Raw genomic sequence first — 16,761 nt, 5'->3', positions numbered from 1 at the left:
CAAATTTACGGCAGGGGGAGACGCTGCCCTGCACGGTTCGACAAGATCTCATGGCCTCCCTTGCATGAGCAGGTATAATCGTTCTTTGCGCCGAATACTGTACAACAAATCGTCCTTAACGGATGGAGGGAAACGGATGAAGCGCAGTTGGAGGAATTCACCGTATTCATATTCGCTCGGCATGTTTGCCATGATGGTTCCGAGTCAGGCGTTCAGCTCCTTTTATATCTTTTTTTACGTGGACACACTGGGACTTGGCATTGGGCTGGCATCCCTCGCGCGGACGGTATTTCTGATCTGGGATGCTGTCAACAATCCGCTCATGGGATATTGGTCGGATCGTACGAAGACCAGGCTTGGGCGGCGCAGGCCGTGGGTATTCGGTGCGATTCCACTGTTCATGCTGACCTTCGTGCTCGTATTCTCGCCACCGGAAGGATTGTCACAGAACGGACTGTTTATGTGGTTTTTGGTTGCGCTTATTCTGTATGAAGCTGTAGCCACCGTGTTATGGGTTAATTATGGAGCATTGTTTCCCGAGCTGTTCCGCGGGGACCGGATACGGGCAAAGGCTTCAGCTATACAGCAGGGCTACCAGGTAGTGGCTTTGCTGATAGGCACTGCGCTTACTCCGATCATCTATGATGCCCTGGGTTTTTCCAATATGGCAATTCTGTATGCGCTGTTGTTTGGTGTATTCATGCTCCTCTGTATGATGAGCGTTCGGGAGCAGGAGGTGTACAGCACAAACGAGCCGCTCAAGCTGGTTCAGGCGTTTCGTGAAACCTTGCGCAACAAAAAGTTCTGGGTATTTAACATCTCCAATTCGTTCGCCCAGACGGTGAATGGTCTGATAAGCTCAACGATCCCCTTCTATGCCAAATATGTGCTGCAGATTCCGGTTGACCAAGTATCGATTCTGCTGGCGGCTGTGTTTGTATCGGTCATCCCGCTGGTGTTCGTCTGGTATTGGATGATCCGCAGGATGGATGGTGTGAAGGCCTGGCGTCTCTCGCTCGGGGTGTACGGTATATCCGTTATTCCACTCTGGTTCGGATACGATTTGCTCAGCGGCATTTTGGCCGGCATCGGCGTGGGCTTCGGTCTGGCAGGATTTCTGGTAACACCGGCTATGGTTAGCGGGAACATCATCGATGAGGATGCGGAGCGGACGGGTCTAAGACGAGAGGGAATCTATACGGCTGTCAGCGGGTTCATTACGCGTTCCAGCGGATTGATTTCCGCACTGGCGTTCTTTGTGGTCGGCATGATTTTCGGATATGAGAGCGGTGACAACCCGGGAAGCGATCCAGAATCAACCTTCAGGTACTTGATCAGTGTCGTTCCGTTGTGCTTGCTGATCATCTCCTTCCTGCTATCCTTCCTGACCAGAATCGAATTCTCAAAAACCATAGGAGGCGAACATGACCATGGAGCGAAGGCTGATCATCAATTGTGACGATTTCGGGCAGAGCAAAGCTATGAACCAGGCGATTCAGCATCTGCTGGAGGAGAACAAGGCTTCCTCTGCCACCATCATGGCGGTGGCCCCCGGGTTTGAAGAGGCTGCTTCCTGGACGGCTCGTCGGCGCCAGCCCAATGTCGGACTGCACCTGACCATGACAAGCGAATTCGAGGCGCTGCGATGGAGCAGCTTGACCGGTCATCCATCCCTGCATGACCAGAGCGGTCAACAATACGCGACGGTTCAGGAGTTTGAACAGAAGGCGGAGACAGGGGCCGTGCTGAAAGAGCTGGACGCGCAGTATGAGCGGGCGAGCAAGGCTGGCATCTCTGTGAGCCATGTTGATAATCACATGGGCAGTCTGTATGGGATGGAGACGGGGCGCAGTCTTATTCCGCAGATGCTGTGGAAGACTTCGCGCTGGCGGCTTCCTGCACGTTTATTCCGTTACATTCATCCGGAGGATCCCCTGCTTAGCTCTTTATCGAATATCGAGCGTCCGGTCGCGCTTGCCTCCAGTCTTGCCGATATGCTGGGGGTGCCGATTCCGGATTATTTGCTCTCGCATCCGTTCCCTGTTGTCGAAGGGGAGACCTATGACAGCTTCAAGCAATCGCTGATCGATAAGCTGTACAGACTGCCTGAAGGGGTTAGCGAAACCTATGTCCACCCGGGAGCCGAGGATGCATGGATGCTGGCGAATATTCCGAATTGGGAGAAGCGGGTGTGGGAGTATCGGCTTCTGTTCGATGACGATTTTGCATACGGACTGCGGGATGCGAAGGTGATCTTAACGGATTACCGCTATGTGGAGGAGAACTTAAAGCGTCCGCGTATACGTTCAGCCGTAAAACTCATGAAGGCCATGGCGCAAAAATAAACAGAGCCTGCACGAACAACCCTTGCCGCGGCACCGGCAAGGGTTGTTTTGTTAAGTATATCGGGCGTTTGCCGCCTGTGTGTTGTAAGTTCCGATTGTACTTAACCGTTGTATGTTATTTCGCTTCAGCTTCCAGCTTGGTGATCTGTTCCTTGTACTGGTTCAGCAGTTTTGTCAGCGCTTCTTGAATGGCGGCGGAATCCTTGGAATCCGCAGCTTTGAAGAGGTCTACTCTTGCATGAATGAAAGCCAGATCCTCATCGCTGATTTTCACTGCCTTTGTACCTTCTACACCAGCTGGTACAAAGCTAGATGGAGCCTCGCCGCCCCCTGCTTTTACAGCTTCCGTTCTTTGAATGGTCACACCTTCAGGAGGCATCCCAACGTCATTGACCCCGGTTGCTGTGAATTCCTTGATCTCACCGCTGTCAATTAACTCCTGGATATCCTTGGCCGGTGTAGCCTTGAACGAAATTGTAGCTTCCACGGGGTCCTTTACTTCACCCGGCTTCGAGTCATCGTTAACCCGAACCGTGGCGGCGGCTGTTGTCGCCGCGAACTGAAATGTTCCCTCAGCACCAGCAAGCTTGCCGTATTTCTCAAGGGTTTCTTTCCAATCCTGAACCGTTTCCGGGGCGTATTTCTCTGCCAATTCCAGCGGGTTCGGCAGGGTATGGACGGCTGCAATCTCAATAGTCTCAGCAGGCGCGCTTTTCCCTGTTTGACTTGAAACGTCGCCTGGTGTATCAGCACCTGAGACATGGACTGGAAGAGCTGCTGTTCCACCAAGCAGGGCTGCGGATAGTGCGAGTTTGCCAAATAATCTGTGTTTCATGGTTTAACACTCCTTATCGGGTTGGTTTGTCTTACAGTACCCAGTGTACGGGTCAGCATTGGCAGAACATTGGTGTATTTGTGGAAAAATAATGGCATTCCCCATTCGCCGCACGACGCTTGGTATACTGAGAGGAGATGAATTCGGAGGTACTATATATGAATCAAAATTATCTCATCGCCGTGATCGACGATGATCAGCATATACGAAATTTGGTGGAGGCTTATTTGCGCAAGGAGGGTTACCGGACCGTTGGGCTTGGAACAGCAGAGGAAGGCTGGGAGATGTGGAGAACGAACCCGCCAGATATGTGGGTGCTGGATATTATGCTGCCCGGCATGGACGGTTTCGAATTGTGCAGGCGGATACGCGCGGAAGCTGAGGTCCCCATCATTATGATCTCGGCCAAGGATAGTGAAGTCGATAAAATACTGGGGCTTGAGCTGGGCAGCGATGACTATATGGTCAAGCCGTTCAGCCCCCGCGAGCTGATCGCCCGAATCAAACGGCAGCTCAACCGATGGTATAAATTCAATCATGTAGAGGGTAATGCCAGGATTGCGGCAGCGTCCCCGGAGCTTAGCAACGGCCGTCTGCAGTTGATGCTGGAAGAGAGACGTGTGTTCTGGAACGGGGGAGAAGTGGAGATGACCAACAAAGAATTCGAGATGCTGAAAGTATTTGTAGAGCATCCCAATCGTGCGTTTACAAGAGATGAACTGCTGACCTCCGTGTGGGGCGACGACTATTTCGGAAGCGACCGGGCGGTGGATCATCTCATTAAACGTCTTCGCAAGAAGGTGGAGCAGCTGCCGATTGAGGCGATATGGGGACATGGATACCGAATGAGAGCGGATGGGGAGGAATCATCGATATGAAGCTGGTGCATCAGATCAATCTTGCTTTTGCGTTATCGTTAATACTTGTGCTTTCCGTTACAGCCGTTGTCATTCATTACGTGCTGCTGGATCACTTTATCGGAACGCAGCGCAAGGACATGCAGTCCATTGGCGCCGAGCTCTCGGCCAAGCTGGAGACGGCTGCCGCCCAGAGTCTTCCGATCGATAGTACGCCGATAGCCGTTACAGGTTATACGGCTGGCCGGATGGCGAATGTGGAAGTTATTATTCAGGATACTCAAGGAAATGTAGTGATTCCACGGGAAACGGTCACAGCCTATCCGTATGACGCTGCACCGATAAGACCGGTGGAATTCTCGACGGTATCCTTTCAAGCCGCTATGAACAACGATGCGTATCTCACGGAGGTCACGACGGTGCCTCAGGGAACATTAACGCTGCTTACCCCCGTCAGCAAGATCAAGGCGATTGAGCAGGCGCTGCTTGGCCGTTTAATGCTGGTCTTTGGCGTAGGGGCTGTGATGATGTTTATCTTAAGCTTATTCATTACCAGACGGCTGATTAAGCCGCTCATGCTGCTTCGGGAAGAATTGAAGAAGGTGAAGCAGCGCCAGTTCTCCGAAGTAGAGCGTGTTACGGCAAGCGGAGAGATCGGCGTTGTTGCAGACTCTCTGTACGAAATGGCAGGTGAGCTCGAGCGGTACAACCATGTCCAGAAGCAATTTTTCCAGAACGCTTCGCACGAGTTGAAGTCGCCCCTTATGTCCATCTCCGGATATGCGGAAGGAATTCGGGACGGGGTGTTTGAAGGGGAGGACATCCGCAAAGGGCTGGAGATCATTATGAGCGAGAGCGGCCGGATGAGAAATATCGTGACCGAGATGACACTTCTGGCTAAGCTGGACAGCGAGGATGACATATTCAAGGCTACAGCCGTCAACCTGAGGGAGCTTGTGGAGGAAACCATTGAGAGAATCAATCCGGTCTTGGTGAAAAAAGGGCTGTTTGTGCATCCTTCTTATGGGGAGAACGAATCGTTAATTGTGTGCGCTGACCGTGACAAGCTGCTGCAAGCGCTGCTTAACATTGTTTCGAATGGGGCCAGACATGCAAGCAAGCATATTTACATTCAAGCCGGCATCCAAAAAGGCCAGGTGGTGCTTACCGTTTCCGATGACGGAGAGGGCATATCCGATGAGCTGCTTCCGTTCCTGTTCCACCGGTTTGTTAAAGGGAAGAACGGCGAATCCGGCCTGGGGCTGGCGATTGCCCGTGCCATCGTGGAGCGCTGCGGCGGGCTGATTACGGCAGGCAATCGTAAAGAGGGAGGGGCGGTGATCTCGCTTGGTTTTCCGCCGTATCGAACGACCTCCCTTGTGTAGTCTGTGTACGCTTCGTAAGGATGTCCATCAACCGAATAAGAGGTATGATGGGTAAGAGAGGCGATTTCTGGGTATTTCTACTTAGAGAAAGCCTCTTTTTTTGCGCACTTACACATATTATTCAATGTTCTCTAACAAAACGCGTAAGCTATAGAGGATTTCCAGTGGGAAGGCAGAATTCTGTATATATCCGGGCAAGCTGGATGATAACAGGTGACAAGCATGATACAAAATAATCAAAAGGCGATGGTGATGTTGTCCATGGATATGCAGTTTCGGGTTGAAAAGGATTTTCTGGGGGAAAAACAGCTTCCTGTGGAAGCCTATTACGGCATTAATACTGTCAGGGCGGTAGAGAACTTTCCGATCAGCGGGGTACCGATTCACGCCGAGCTTATCTCTGCTCTCGGAGAAGTAAAAAAAGCAGCGGCCCTGGCCAACATGGAGCTTGGCTTGCTTCCCAAAAAGATAGGAAGCGCCATTATCGAGGCGTCAGATGAGATTATTGCGGGCAATCTTCGCTCCGAATTCATTGTCGATTCCATTCAGGGCGGGGCGGGCACTTCGATCAATATGAATATGAATGAGGTGTTGGCGAACCGCGCATTGGAACTCTTGGGGAAACAGAAGGCCGAGTACTTCTACTGCAATCCTAATAATCATGTCAATATGTCACAGTCTACGAATGATGCGATTCCGACAGCCATTCGCATTGCTTCCTACCGCTTGACTCAGGATTTGCTGGGGGTGTTCCGCACACTGGTTGCCGGGATTCAGGACAAGGCCAAGGAATTTGACGATGTCATCAAGATGGGGCGCACGCATCTGCAGGATGCGGTACCGATCCGCCTTGGACAAGAATTCGGGGCTTATGCCAATGTGCTGACACGTGACATCAACCGGATCGACCGGGCGGCACAAGGCTTGTTAGTTGTGAATATGGGTGCCACGGCTGTGGGAACGGGGCTGAATGCTACACCGGACTATATGCACAGCGTCGTCCAGCATTTGATTGAGCAGACGGGCTTCTCCCTGAAGCAAGCCGAGGATCTGGTGGATGCTACCCAGAACACGGATGCGTACATGGAATTGTCGGCTGCGCTTAAAGTATGTGCCGTTAATTTCTCGAAAATGTGCAACGATATCCGGTTAATGGCTTCCGGGCCGAGAGCGGGCTTGAACGAGCTGAACGTGCCTCCAAGACAGCCGGGCTCGTCGATTATGCCGGGCAAGGTCAATCCGGTTATGGCCGAGGTCATGAACCAGGTTTCGTTCCAGGTGATCGGCAACGACCACACGATCAGTCTGGCATGCGAGGCCGGACAATTCGAGCTGAACGTTATGGTTCCGGTCGCGGCCAACAACTTGATGCATTCCCTCAAAATCCTGAAGAACGGGATGGATGTATTCTACAAGAACCTGATAGTCGACCTTCAAGCGAACAAGGAACGCTGCAAGTACTTCGTGGATAACAGCTACGGCATTATTACGGCATTGAATCCGCATCTGGGCTACGATGTGGCATCCAGGCTGGTGAAGGAAGCGCAGAAGACGGGCCAAGGCATCAAGGAGATTATTCTGGAGCAGGGGCTTTTGACAGAGGATCAGATCCGGGTCATCTTGGACCCGTATCATATGACTTCCCCTGGCATTGCCGGTGAAGAGTTCCTCTTGAACCAATAAGGATCATGTGACCTATACAATAACAAGGAGCCGATCAAGATTCATATCTTGGTCGGCTCCTTATATTTTCGTGGTTGAAGACAGACATACGGGACTGCCTGTTCAGCAAGTCCTGATAGTGCTAAGATGAAGGCTTGGCATGGGTGTGATGTTCTTGGGTTTACTGCCGGGCTCCATTTGCCGATAAAAGTGATAGAATAGACGGAAATGACATTAAAGCGGCAGTATGATAAAAAGGGGTATGTGATTTTGGACAAACCATTGGGTGAAATAACCGATCAGGAGATCATTCGGCAGGCAAAACAGCAGTGTATAGACAAGGGGATGAACCCGGAGCTTGTTCCAACACATACTCATCGGTTGAATGATGAAGCATTGGCCGTCAGGCGTGCAAAATATAGTGAATACATCGAAGTGATACAAGCATTCGTAAATAAGTTTCTTTCTTCCGGATCCGGGAACCCCGTCTTGATTACGATTACGGATAATGAAGGATTCATTCTTGATTTTGCCGGGGACCCGACCATCATTGAAACGGCCCGGTATTTGGGTATCGTCGAGGGCAGCGGCTATTGCGCGGAAGATGGCCCAAGCTCGATCGATCTGTGCCTTAACTACAAACGGCCGTTTACGTTAATTGGAGAGGATCATTTTCATCAGATTCTTCACGGCATGGCCTGTTATTCGGCACCCTTTCATGGCGAGAGCGGCAAGGAGATTATAGGGACCATCTCTTTGATGACAAACAAGGAATTTGTTCACCCGCATCTTCATGCCTTGCTGTGCACCATGGCCGATTCCCTGGAGCGGGAGATGGTTACCCGCAAACAGAATACACAGCTGCAGACCTTGAACCAAGTGCTCCTCGGCACGAACCATTACGGTGTCATTATTACGGATGCCCAGGGTCAGATTCTGGAGATGAACGAACACTGTCTGAGTCTGCTGTGCCCAGATCGGAGTGACCGGGACCGGTCGAACTATGTGAGCCGCTCGGTGTTCGGAATCAAGCCGATTGGCGAGTATTATGAGCGGGTGATACAGAGGCAGGAAGTCTGCATCGGAGAGGAGCTCTCGCTCGAAATATCCGGGAATGTGAACCACTATATCCTCGACGTCCAGCCGGCGTATGACCGGAAGGGGCAGATCATGCGGGTTGTGGGTTCCCTTCGGGATATTACGGAGATGAAGCGAACCGAGGAAGTGCTGCGCAACACGGAAAAGCTGGTGTTTGCCGGTCAGGTTGCCGTAAGTATTGCCCATGAAGTGCGCAATCCGCTTACAACCGTGAAGGGAATGCTGCAGTTGGCCAATAAGGATGCCCGGCTCCGCCATTATGACTTGATCATGTCCGAGCTGGAGCGCGCTAATCTGATGGTCGGGGAATTCATGATTCTGGGCAAACCTCAGGCTGCGGTATTGAAGCAGGAGGATTGCGGCGAAATCCTGGAAGAGGTGCTCCATCTGTTTGCGATTCAGGCGGAACTCAGCGGGATTGAGATGACCCAATGTTTTGTGCAGAATGCAGTGATTCTGTGTGACCGGAACCAGATTAAGCAGGTCTTTCTTAATATTCTGAAAAATGCGATGGAAGCCCTGCCTTATGGCGGCAATATTCATATTCGTTTGGATGTGCAGGAGGGTTATCAGCGCGTGATCTTTACAGATAACGGCTCCGGCATGACGGAGGAAGTGCTTCAGCGGATCGGGGAGCCGTTTCATACAACCAAGCCGGACGGCAACGGTCTTGGCATTATGATTGTCCATCGGATCATGGAGAGCCATCATGGCCGAATTGTCATTCGGAGCGAGGAAGAGCGGGGTACCTCGGTCGAAATAGGTCTGCCCCTCCCGTAATATGTCGATACTTAGATAGGTATATCTTATCTGGAAATTGTGCTAAATTATTAGAGGGTTTTTTATAACCTTACTACGTGTGTAACATCAGAAGGAGGATTTATCTCTTGGATTGGCAAGACATCCTATTTAAGTTTGTAGGCGGCTTGGGTATTTTTCTATTCGGCATCAAATATATGTCGGACGGGCTGCAGAAGTCGGCAGGAGACAAGATGCGCGGGTTGCTGGAGAAATATACATCCAACCCGGTGCTGGGCGTGCTGGTTGGGGTCGGGGTTACGATTCTTATCCAATCCTCATCGGGAACAACCGTTATGGCCATCGGGTTGGTTAATGCAGGATTGATGACGCTTAAGCAGGCAATCGGCGTGATCATGGGGGCCAATATCGGAACAACCATGACTGCTTTTATCGTCGGAATCAAGATTGAAGAATACGCTTTGCCTATTATTGCAGTAGGTGCGTTCTTTTTATTTTTCTTTAACAAGAAGAAATTTCAATATATTGGCCAAGTCGTTTTTGGTTTCGGGACCCTTTTCCTGGGGTTGTCGACCATGGGCAGCGGCGTGAAGCCGCTTAGCGAGCTTCCTGCGTTTACGGACTTTATGATCCAGCTGCAGGACCAGCCTTTATTGGCTCTTATTGTAGGTACTGTATTCACGATGATTGTCCAAAGCTCCAGCGCAACCATCGGTATATTACAAACGATTGCTGATGAAGGCATGATCAGTCTGAAGGGATCGCTGCCGATCCTGTTTGGCGATAATATCGGCACAACGATCACAGCGGTGCTGGCTTCCATCGGGGCCACGGTTGCAGCGAAGCGCACAGCGCTGGTACACGTTATTTTTAACGTCATTGGAGCCATTATCTTTATGATTCTGCTGGTGCCCGTGCACTCCCTGGTCCTGTGGCTTGGCGAAGGCGTCAATATCCGGATGCAGATTGCATACGCACACGGAATCTTTAATACAACCAATGCCTTGATCTTCCTGCCATTAATTCCGGCTCTGGCATGGCTGGTAACCAAGGTTATTCCGGGCAAAATGCAGGAGATTGAATTCAAGGCGATTTATCTGGATGAACGCTTGCTGGCGACGCCGGCGGTTGCGTTTGGACAAGCCCAGCATGAGATTTTACGCATGGGGCAGTATGCCCGTGAGACGCTTAATGATGCGTCAACCTTCTTTTTCAGCAGGGAATCCCGAGTGGGGGAGCTTGCCTTGCAGAAGGAAGAGCTCATTAACGAACTGAATCGGAAAATTACCGATTATATGGTGAAAATCCAGCAGCAGAACGGCCTGCCCGAGGGTGAATCGGAGAAAGCCTCCGGCTGGTTCCAGCTTGTGAATGATATTGAGCGGATTGGCGATCATGCGGAAAACATCGTAGAGCTGTCTGAATTCAGCATTAATAAAAAGGTTGAATTCTCGGAAGAAGCCGGGCGTGAATTGAAAGAGATGCTCACCCTTGCCGACAAGGCGGTGGAACGGGCACTTGCCGCACTGGAGCATAATGACGTGACTGCGGCGCAGGAGGTACTGGATTATGAGCGGGAACTGGACGAGATGGAGGTCAAATTCCGCAAGAGTCACATTCAGCGTCTGAACCAGAATCTGTGCACAGGCAACTCCGGAGCGGTATATCTGGATATTCTGAGCAACCTGGAGCGTGTCGGGGACCACAGCAAAAACATTGCTCAATTCGTCATGCACGAAGAACAAACTTAATATAGGTTGATTTCATAAAAGCAGCGCTGATCATGTCGGTCCACTTGAAACTTGGGGGACAAGCATGGCAGCGCTGTTTGTTGTTTCCTTATCGTGTACGCCTGACTGAATCACCGGATTGGTGCAGGGGTGAGTTTACGAATGGGGCTGCATTCACTTGCCAAATTTCCGATTGCGGGTATGATTTAGGTATCCGTGCCTGCCTGCCCCATGCGGCTTCTCGGAAATGGGAATGATGGGAGTGAAGGAATCATGACAGAGCGTAACCGTACCCCTGTCCAGCAAATCCGTATCGGCATTATTGGAACCCAGACGATCGTTGACAAGATTTTGAAGGTCATTGAAACCTTTCCTTCCTTTGACCCTGTGCCGCTTGTATTTCAGGATGAGGCTGAAGCACCTGCCCTGGCTGAACGAATCGGAAGCGAGGTCGAGGTAATGTTCCTCTCGGATCCGTTGTCACAGCGTAAGGTGAAGGATCTCGGCCAAGTCGAAATTCCGGTTCATTATGTACCCGTTACGGACGCGGGGTTGTATAAAGCCCTATTTTATGCCGGACAGAGGGGAAGGCTTGCAGGAGGAATATCGGTGGATACGTTAACAGAGGCGATGGTGGTTCGGACCATGAAGGATCTGGGCATTCCTGCTGTACAGGCTGTCGTATACGATGGGCCTGCCTATGCCCCGAAGCAGAGCCTGATTGCCTTTCACCGGTCTCAATATGAATCCGGCACGAGTTCTGTTGCGTTTACCGGGGTTGAGTCTGTAGCCGATGAGCTGACACAGCTCGGGATACCGAATGAATGGCTGCTGCCTTCCGATCAGGATATTGTGGTATCGCTGGAACGGGCTTTGTTGTCTACGGCCTCCCGCCGGAGTCGGGAGGGCCAGATTGTGGTCGGCATGATCAATATAGATGATTTCGGCGCCCAGGCACTGCGAAGGAATAATGAGCATGAAGTCCAGAAGCTGAAGCTGGACATCCACCGAATGGTGCTGGATTATGTGGAGTCGCTTGATGGTTATCTGACCCATCTGGGCGGGGATGAGTATTTGTTTTTTACAACGCGGGGCATCTTCGAACGGGAAACCGGTGGCTACAAAACCATTCCCCTGGCCAAAGACGTGAACAAAACCTACGGCATTTCGCTCAGCATCGGCATGGGCTTCGGCCAATCGGCCAGTCTGGCGGGGACTAACGCACGCATCGCGATGCGCAAAGCGAAGGAGGTGGGCGGCAACGCCTGCTTCATCGTACGGGAAGATGGAACGCTGATTGGACCGCTGGAGATGGCCGATCCGGTGCAGGAGGTGCTGTCTTTTACCGATGCGGAGCTGATCAAGCGGGCAGAGGACGCGGGCATGACCAGCGCCTATTTAAGCAAACTGCTGAACCAGCGCGCACGCTCGGGTAAATACGAATACAAGGTCCATGAGCTTGCCCATCTGCTGGATATTACCGTTCGGAGTGCACACCGGCTGCTCCAGCTGTGGACGGACAATGATCTGGTCAAAATCGCGGGGATCGAGAAGGTGCCGCGGGGGAGACCCAGACAAATCTTCCGGTTCACCTTTCTGGAATAAGCTATCATATATACGCTATAATGGTAGATGAGGTGATGTCTTGAAGAGTACGAGAACGAAAGCTAAGTTTTCCCGCTTTGAGAAAATCTTTATATTTACGCTGCTGGGACTGGCAGCATCCTTCATCATTGCCTTCTTTGTGCTTCGATATATTGTGCTGAACATTTCGTTTGCTCCCTGAGATCAGGGGGCTTTTTTTCATGCATGGATAAGGGTTTCTGTACCTGTTGCGAAGACCCTAACGATAAATCTCTCCCGAGAAGGAGACAACCGGAGATCATTTCCCATCAACCAATCTTATTTAAAGACGATTAAAAGATTTGTCTTTATATTGAGTAAGGCCGTATGATGAAGGGGAATTACATATCGGAGGAGGAGATTGTTGATGTTAACCGTTGCGGAATTAGAAGCGAAGCTGGCTGAGCCATCAGAGCAGCTTGTTACCGATCTGGCGTCTTTGGAGGGCGATATCCTTGTGCTGGGCGTCGGCGGAAAAATGGGCCCAAGCCTTGCGAAGCTTGCTGCTAATGCCGTTCGTGAAGGCGGTGGCAGCAAGCGGATCATAGGGGTGTCCCGGTTTAGCAATGCCGAAGCCAGACGCGAATTGGAAGAGGTGGGCGTAGCGACCATTTCATGCGATCTGCTGAACGATGATGAGCTCCAGCAGCTGCCCGAAGCTGCCAATGTGGTCTACATGGCAGGGAATAAATTCGGCACAACGGGCCGTGAACATTTTACCTGGGCGATGAATGCCTATTTGCCGGGCCGGGTGGCCGAGAAATTCAAGACATCCCGCATGGTGGTGTTCTCATCGGGAAATGTGTATCCGTTCTCAGCGGTGAGCAGCGGCGGAGTCAGCGAATCCGTGGCACCGGAGCCGGTCGGAGAGTACGCGCAGTCCTGCCTGGGAAGAGAGCGCGTCTTTGAGTACTTCTCTCACAAGAATGGAACTCCGATGGCGGTGTACCGTTTGAATTATGCGATTGATATGCGCTATGGCGTTCTTCATGAATTGGCCAAAACGATCCATGAGGATCGTCCGATTCACCTTGCGATGGGGCATGCGAATATGATATGGCAGGGGGATGCCAACGAAATGGCGCTCCGCTCACTCCTGCATTGCAGCACGCCGCCCGAAATCATTAACGTTACCGGACCGGAAACGATGTCGATCCGCTGGGCGGCGCAGGAACTGGCTGCACGAATGGGCAAGGAAGTGAGCTTTACGGGCACCGAGTCCGAAACGGCGCTCCTGAACAATGCTTCGAAATCGCACCAGCTGTTCGGTTATCCGAGGGTGTCTTTGCTGCAGATGCTGGACTGGACCGCCGAATGGGTGTTATCCGGCGGCGCAAGCTGGAATAAGCCGACTCACTTCCAAGAGAGAAAGGGGAAATTCTAATGAGAGGACAGGTCCCTACAGCCCAGCAGCTGGCGCCCGAGAAGCTGAAGGCCCTTCATGAAGGACTCGTTATTCCGGCGCACCCGCTTGCCTTGGATGAGAACCGGAGGCTGGATGAACGCCGCCAGCGGGCATTAACCCGCTATTATGCCGCCTCCGGTTCAGGAGGTGTTGCGGTAGGTGTTCATTCCACTCAATTCGAGATTCGAGACAAAGGCATCGATCTGTATGAACCCGTGCTGCGTCTTGCAGCAGAGGAAATTCGAAAGGCTGCGCTTGCTCGACCCTTTATCATGGTGGCCGGAGTCTGTGGTCCGACGGAACAGGCGGTGGAGGAGACGGAGGTTGCTCGCAGGCTTGGTTATGATGCGGTTCTTCTCAGTATGGGCGGCTTAAACGGCTGGAGCGAGGAGGACATTCTGGAGCGCACGGAAAGAATTGCGAGCATCATGCCGGTGATCGGATTCTATCTTCAGCCATCGGTTGGCGGCAATATCTTCTCGTTCGACTTCTGGCGAGCATTCGCTGAAATTCCGAATATCGTTGCTATCAAAATGGCTCCCTTCAACCGCTACCAGACGATTGACGTCGTTCGTGCCGTCTGTTATTCAAGCCGCAGCGAGGATATTGCGCTGTATACGGGGAACGATGACAACATCGTTAATGATCTGCTGACAACGTATGGGTTCCGGGTGAACGGAACGATGGTCACCAAGCCAATTGTCGGCGGTCTGCTCGGTCACTGGGCGGTTTGGACGAATAAAGCGGTGAAGCTGCTGGAAGAGATCAAGGAAGCACGCAGCCAGGAGCACCTTGCCAAGGAATGGCTGACCCGTAATGCCGAGGTCACGGATTCCAATGCAGCCTTCTTCGATCCTGCGCATCAGTTTGCAGGCTGCATTCCAGGCATTCATGAGGTGCTCCGCAGGCAGGGGCTGCTGCGAGGCACGTGGTGCCTGAATCCGAATGAAACGCTTTCTCCGGGCCAATCCGCGGAGATTGACAGAGTTTACCGGGACTATCCGCATTTGAACGATGATGAATTTATTCAAGAGCACTTGGAAAGATGGCTCGCGGACTGATACAATGAGGGCAGAATAGTCGAAAGTGGGGAATCGCGCATGCGGTTTAAAGATGTATTTTCTATTATTGGGCCCAGTATGGTAGGGCCGTCCAGCTCTCATACCGCAGGGGCCGTGCGGATCGGCAGAGCTGCGCGGCGCATATTTGGAGCGTTCCCCGATCAGGCGGAAATTGTATTTTACGGTTCTTTTGCTGAAACCTACCGCGGTCACGGCACCGATTTGGCTGTCGTGGGCGGCTTGCTTGATTTTGCCACGGACGATATGCGTATCCGAAATTCCATAGAGCTTGCCGAAGCGGCAGGCATCGAACTCAAGTTCAGGACCGCACAGAATGTGGCCTTTCATCCGAATACCGTGGAGTTAAGACTGAAAGACGGGGAGCATACCGATATCATTGCAGGCGCTTCCATTGGCGGAGGCAGTGTGGAGATGCTGCGCGTGAATGGTTTTGACGTCAAGTTTACGATGAATTATCCGGTGCTGCTGGTCTTCCATGATGATACGCCGGGCATGGTCGCCCATATTACCAGACTCCTGGAGGGCGGCGGCGTGAACATTGCCTATATGGATGTAGATCGTAAGGGAAGAGGCGGCGATGCCATGACGGTAGTCGAGTCGGATGAGGCTGTTCCTGTTGAGCTGATGAAGCATATTGAAGGACTGCCGAGTGTGCATCGCGTCGTAGTTGCGGATTTGACCGCAGAGGAGGTACAGTCATGAAATTCTCTACACTGGAGCAGATTATCGCATGCTGCCGGGAGGATCAGGTTACAATAGGCCAGCTCATGCTGAAGGAGCAGATCAAGGAGACCGGCAAGAGCGAGGAAGAGACATTCAAGCAGATGGCCGACTACTACGGCATCATGAAGGAAGCGGTCCACCGGGGAATTCATGAACCGGTCCCTTCCAAAAGCGGGCTGACCGGCGGGGATGCGGTTCGTGTTCATCAGTATATGAGCAGCGGCGTACCCGCGCTGGGCATCGATGCTTGTACGGCACTGGCTTATGCCTTGTCTGTATCGGAAGTGAATGCTTCAATGGGACGCATCGTGGCTACACCGACTGCGGGGTCATGCGGCATCATTCCCGGAGTGTTTGTCAGTACCCAGGAGCGGTTTGGCTGGGATGACGAGCACCTGGTTATGGGGCTGTTCAGTGCAGGCGCGATCGGATATGTGATTGCCAACAATTCCTTTATTTCCGGTGCTGAGGGCGGTTGTCAGGCGGAAGTCGGCTCGGCCATCGGCATGGCAGCAGGAGCATTGACAGAGCTGCGAGGCGGCACGCCTGAGCAGGCCGTTCATGCTGTAGGCCTCGCACTGAAGAATTCCCTCGGGCTTATCTGTGACCCGGTCGGCGGTTTGGTGGAGATCCCCTGCATCGTGCGCAACGGCTTCGGTGCCGTGACGGCACTGGCTGCTTCAGACATGGCGCTTGCCGGCGTACGCAGCGTCATTCCATCCGATGAAGTGATTGACGTGATGCTGGAAGTGGGCACGGCCATGCCGTCCAAGCATAGGGAAACGGCGAAGGGCGGACTTGCACAGACACCGACAGGAAAAAAAATCCTGAAGGACCTGTACGGCAAGGAAGGCAAGAAACTGAGGGGAAAGGGTGCCAAAGCAAAAAAAGATCAACCGGGTGAGTGAATTTACATCCTCTGTGACCCGCTGCAATAAAACTCCCTAAGTGTTCTGCCCCGTGAATGTACGATGATAGAAGAGAAGAAATTTAACATGCTTCGTGAGGGATTTCGTTATGAAATCCCTCTATTTTTTTATCTATTTCTACTGCTTTAGCATTTTCCACATGTTAATAATGCCTGATGCTGTGCGGGTTTTCAGCGCTGGGACCTCAAAAAGCGAAAAAAAACAGCATCTCGCAGAAATACACTGCTTTACGAATGATGGAAGCGTTTTTATGATGTGGATGGGTGGAAAAAGACGTGCCGGAGAATCGGCAGCAGCTGCCTGAACCATTTTAGAATATTCCCTGTTT

The 16,761-nt window shown here is 52.0% G+C and carries 14 protein-coding genes; 13 read left to right on the top strand and 1 reads right to left on the bottom strand.

Annotated elements, in window-relative coordinates; translation table 11 throughout:
* Positions 1-136: 136 nt before the first annotated feature.
* The gene (locus tag PGL02S_RS13345) at positions 137-1,459 is read left to right on the top strand and encodes an MFS transporter (protein WP_036643975.1); all 1,323 of its coding nucleotides are present in this window, start codon (positions 137-139) and stop codon (positions 1,457-1,459) included.
* Positions 1,425-2,345, top strand: coding sequence for a polysaccharide deacetylase family protein (locus tag PGL02S_RS13340; protein WP_036643973.1), 921 nt, complete (start codon positions 1,425-1,427; stop codon positions 2,343-2,345). Before PGL02S_RS13345 ends, PGL02S_RS13340 begins: the two co-directional genes overlap by 35 nt.
* 115 nt (positions 2,346-2,460) lie before the next feature.
* On the opposite strand, the gene PGL02S_RS13335 is transcribed toward PGL02S_RS13340, so the two are convergent.
* Complete coding sequence (locus PGL02S_RS13335; RefSeq protein ID WP_036643971.1) at positions 2,461-3,180, bottom strand: hypothetical protein; 720 nt, start codon at positions 3,178-3,180, stop codon at positions 2,461-2,463.
* A gap of 158 nt (positions 3,181-3,338) precedes the next feature.
* On the opposite strand from PGL02S_RS13335, the gene PGL02S_RS13330 reads away from it, so the two are divergent.
* The 11 genes from PGL02S_RS13330 to sdaAA all read left to right on the top strand — a co-directional run bounded on the left by PGL02S_RS13330 (position 3,339) and on the right by sdaAA (position 16,412).
* The gene (locus PGL02S_RS13330; protein WP_036643968.1) at positions 3,339-4,058 is read left to right on the top strand and encodes a response regulator transcription factor; all 720 of its coding nucleotides are present in this window, start codon (positions 3,339-3,341) and stop codon (positions 4,056-4,058) included.
* Positions 4,007-5,422, top strand: coding sequence for a sensor histidine kinase (locus PGL02S_RS13325; protein WP_244892327.1), 1,416 nt, complete (start codon positions 4,007-4,009; stop codon positions 5,420-5,422). The genes PGL02S_RS13330 and PGL02S_RS13325 overlap by 52 nt, the downstream gene beginning before the upstream one ends.
* Positions 5,423-5,644: 222 nt before the next feature.
* Positions 5,645-7,105 (top strand): aspartate ammonia-lyase, encoded by a 1,461-nt coding sequence (locus PGL02S_RS13320; RefSeq protein ID WP_370511106.1) that lies wholly within the window; start codon positions 5,645-5,647, stop codon positions 7,103-7,105.
* Between the two features lie 243 nt (positions 7,106-7,348).
* Positions 7,349-8,962, top strand: a complete 1,614-nt coding sequence (locus PGL02S_RS13315) for an ATP-binding protein (protein ID WP_235187497.1) — start codon at positions 7,349-7,351, stop codon at positions 8,960-8,962.
* Between the two features lie 107 nt (positions 8,963-9,069).
* A complete protein-coding gene (locus PGL02S_RS13310; protein WP_006207868.1) occupies positions 9,070-10,692 on the top strand; it encodes a Na/Pi cotransporter family protein in 1,623 nt (540 codons plus the stop codon).
* A 252-nt stretch (positions 10,693-10,944) separates the two neighbouring features.
* A complete protein-coding gene (locus PGL02S_RS13305) occupies positions 10,945-12,276 on the top strand; it encodes a hypothetical protein (RefSeq protein ID WP_036643960.1) in 1,332 nt (443 codons plus the stop codon).
* A gap of 40 nt (positions 12,277-12,316) precedes the next feature.
* Positions 12,317-12,457: a hypothetical protein gene (locus tag PGL02S_RS28190; RefSeq protein WP_006207870.1), complete on the top strand. Its 141-nt coding sequence runs from the start codon at positions 12,317-12,319 to the stop codon at positions 12,455-12,457.
* Positions 12,458-12,661: 204 nt separating this feature from the next.
* Entirely contained in the window at positions 12,662-13,678 is a 1,017-nt protein-coding gene (locus tag PGL02S_RS13300; protein ID WP_036643958.1) for an NAD-dependent epimerase/dehydratase family protein, read from the top strand.
* Complete coding sequence (locus PGL02S_RS13295) at positions 13,678-14,760, top strand: dihydrodipicolinate synthase family protein (RefSeq protein WP_036643955.1); 1,083 nt, start codon at positions 13,678-13,680, stop codon at positions 14,758-14,760. Before PGL02S_RS13300 ends, PGL02S_RS13295 begins: the two co-directional genes overlap by 1 nt.
* 39 nt (positions 14,761-14,799) lie before the next feature.
* Positions 14,800-15,483 (top strand): L-serine ammonia-lyase, iron-sulfur-dependent subunit beta, encoded by a 684-nt coding sequence (gene sdaAB, locus PGL02S_RS13290; protein WP_036643953.1) that lies wholly within the window; start codon positions 14,800-14,802, stop codon positions 15,481-15,483.
* Positions 15,480-16,412 (top strand): L-serine ammonia-lyase, iron-sulfur-dependent, subunit alpha, encoded by a 933-nt coding sequence (gene sdaAA, locus PGL02S_RS13285; RefSeq protein WP_036643951.1) that lies wholly within the window; start codon positions 15,480-15,482, stop codon positions 16,410-16,412. Before sdaAB ends, sdaAA begins: the two co-directional genes overlap by 4 nt.
* The last annotated feature ends 349 nt before the right edge of the window (positions 16,413-16,761 follow it).

This window comes from Paenibacillus glucanolyticus NBRC 15330, assembly GCF_004000885.1.
GTDB classification, from domain to species: domain Bacteria; phylum Bacillota; class Bacilli; order Paenibacillales; family Paenibacillaceae; genus Paenibacillus_AQ; species Paenibacillus_AQ glucanolyticus.
This window is presented reverse-complemented; position numbering and strand designations above follow the sequence as displayed.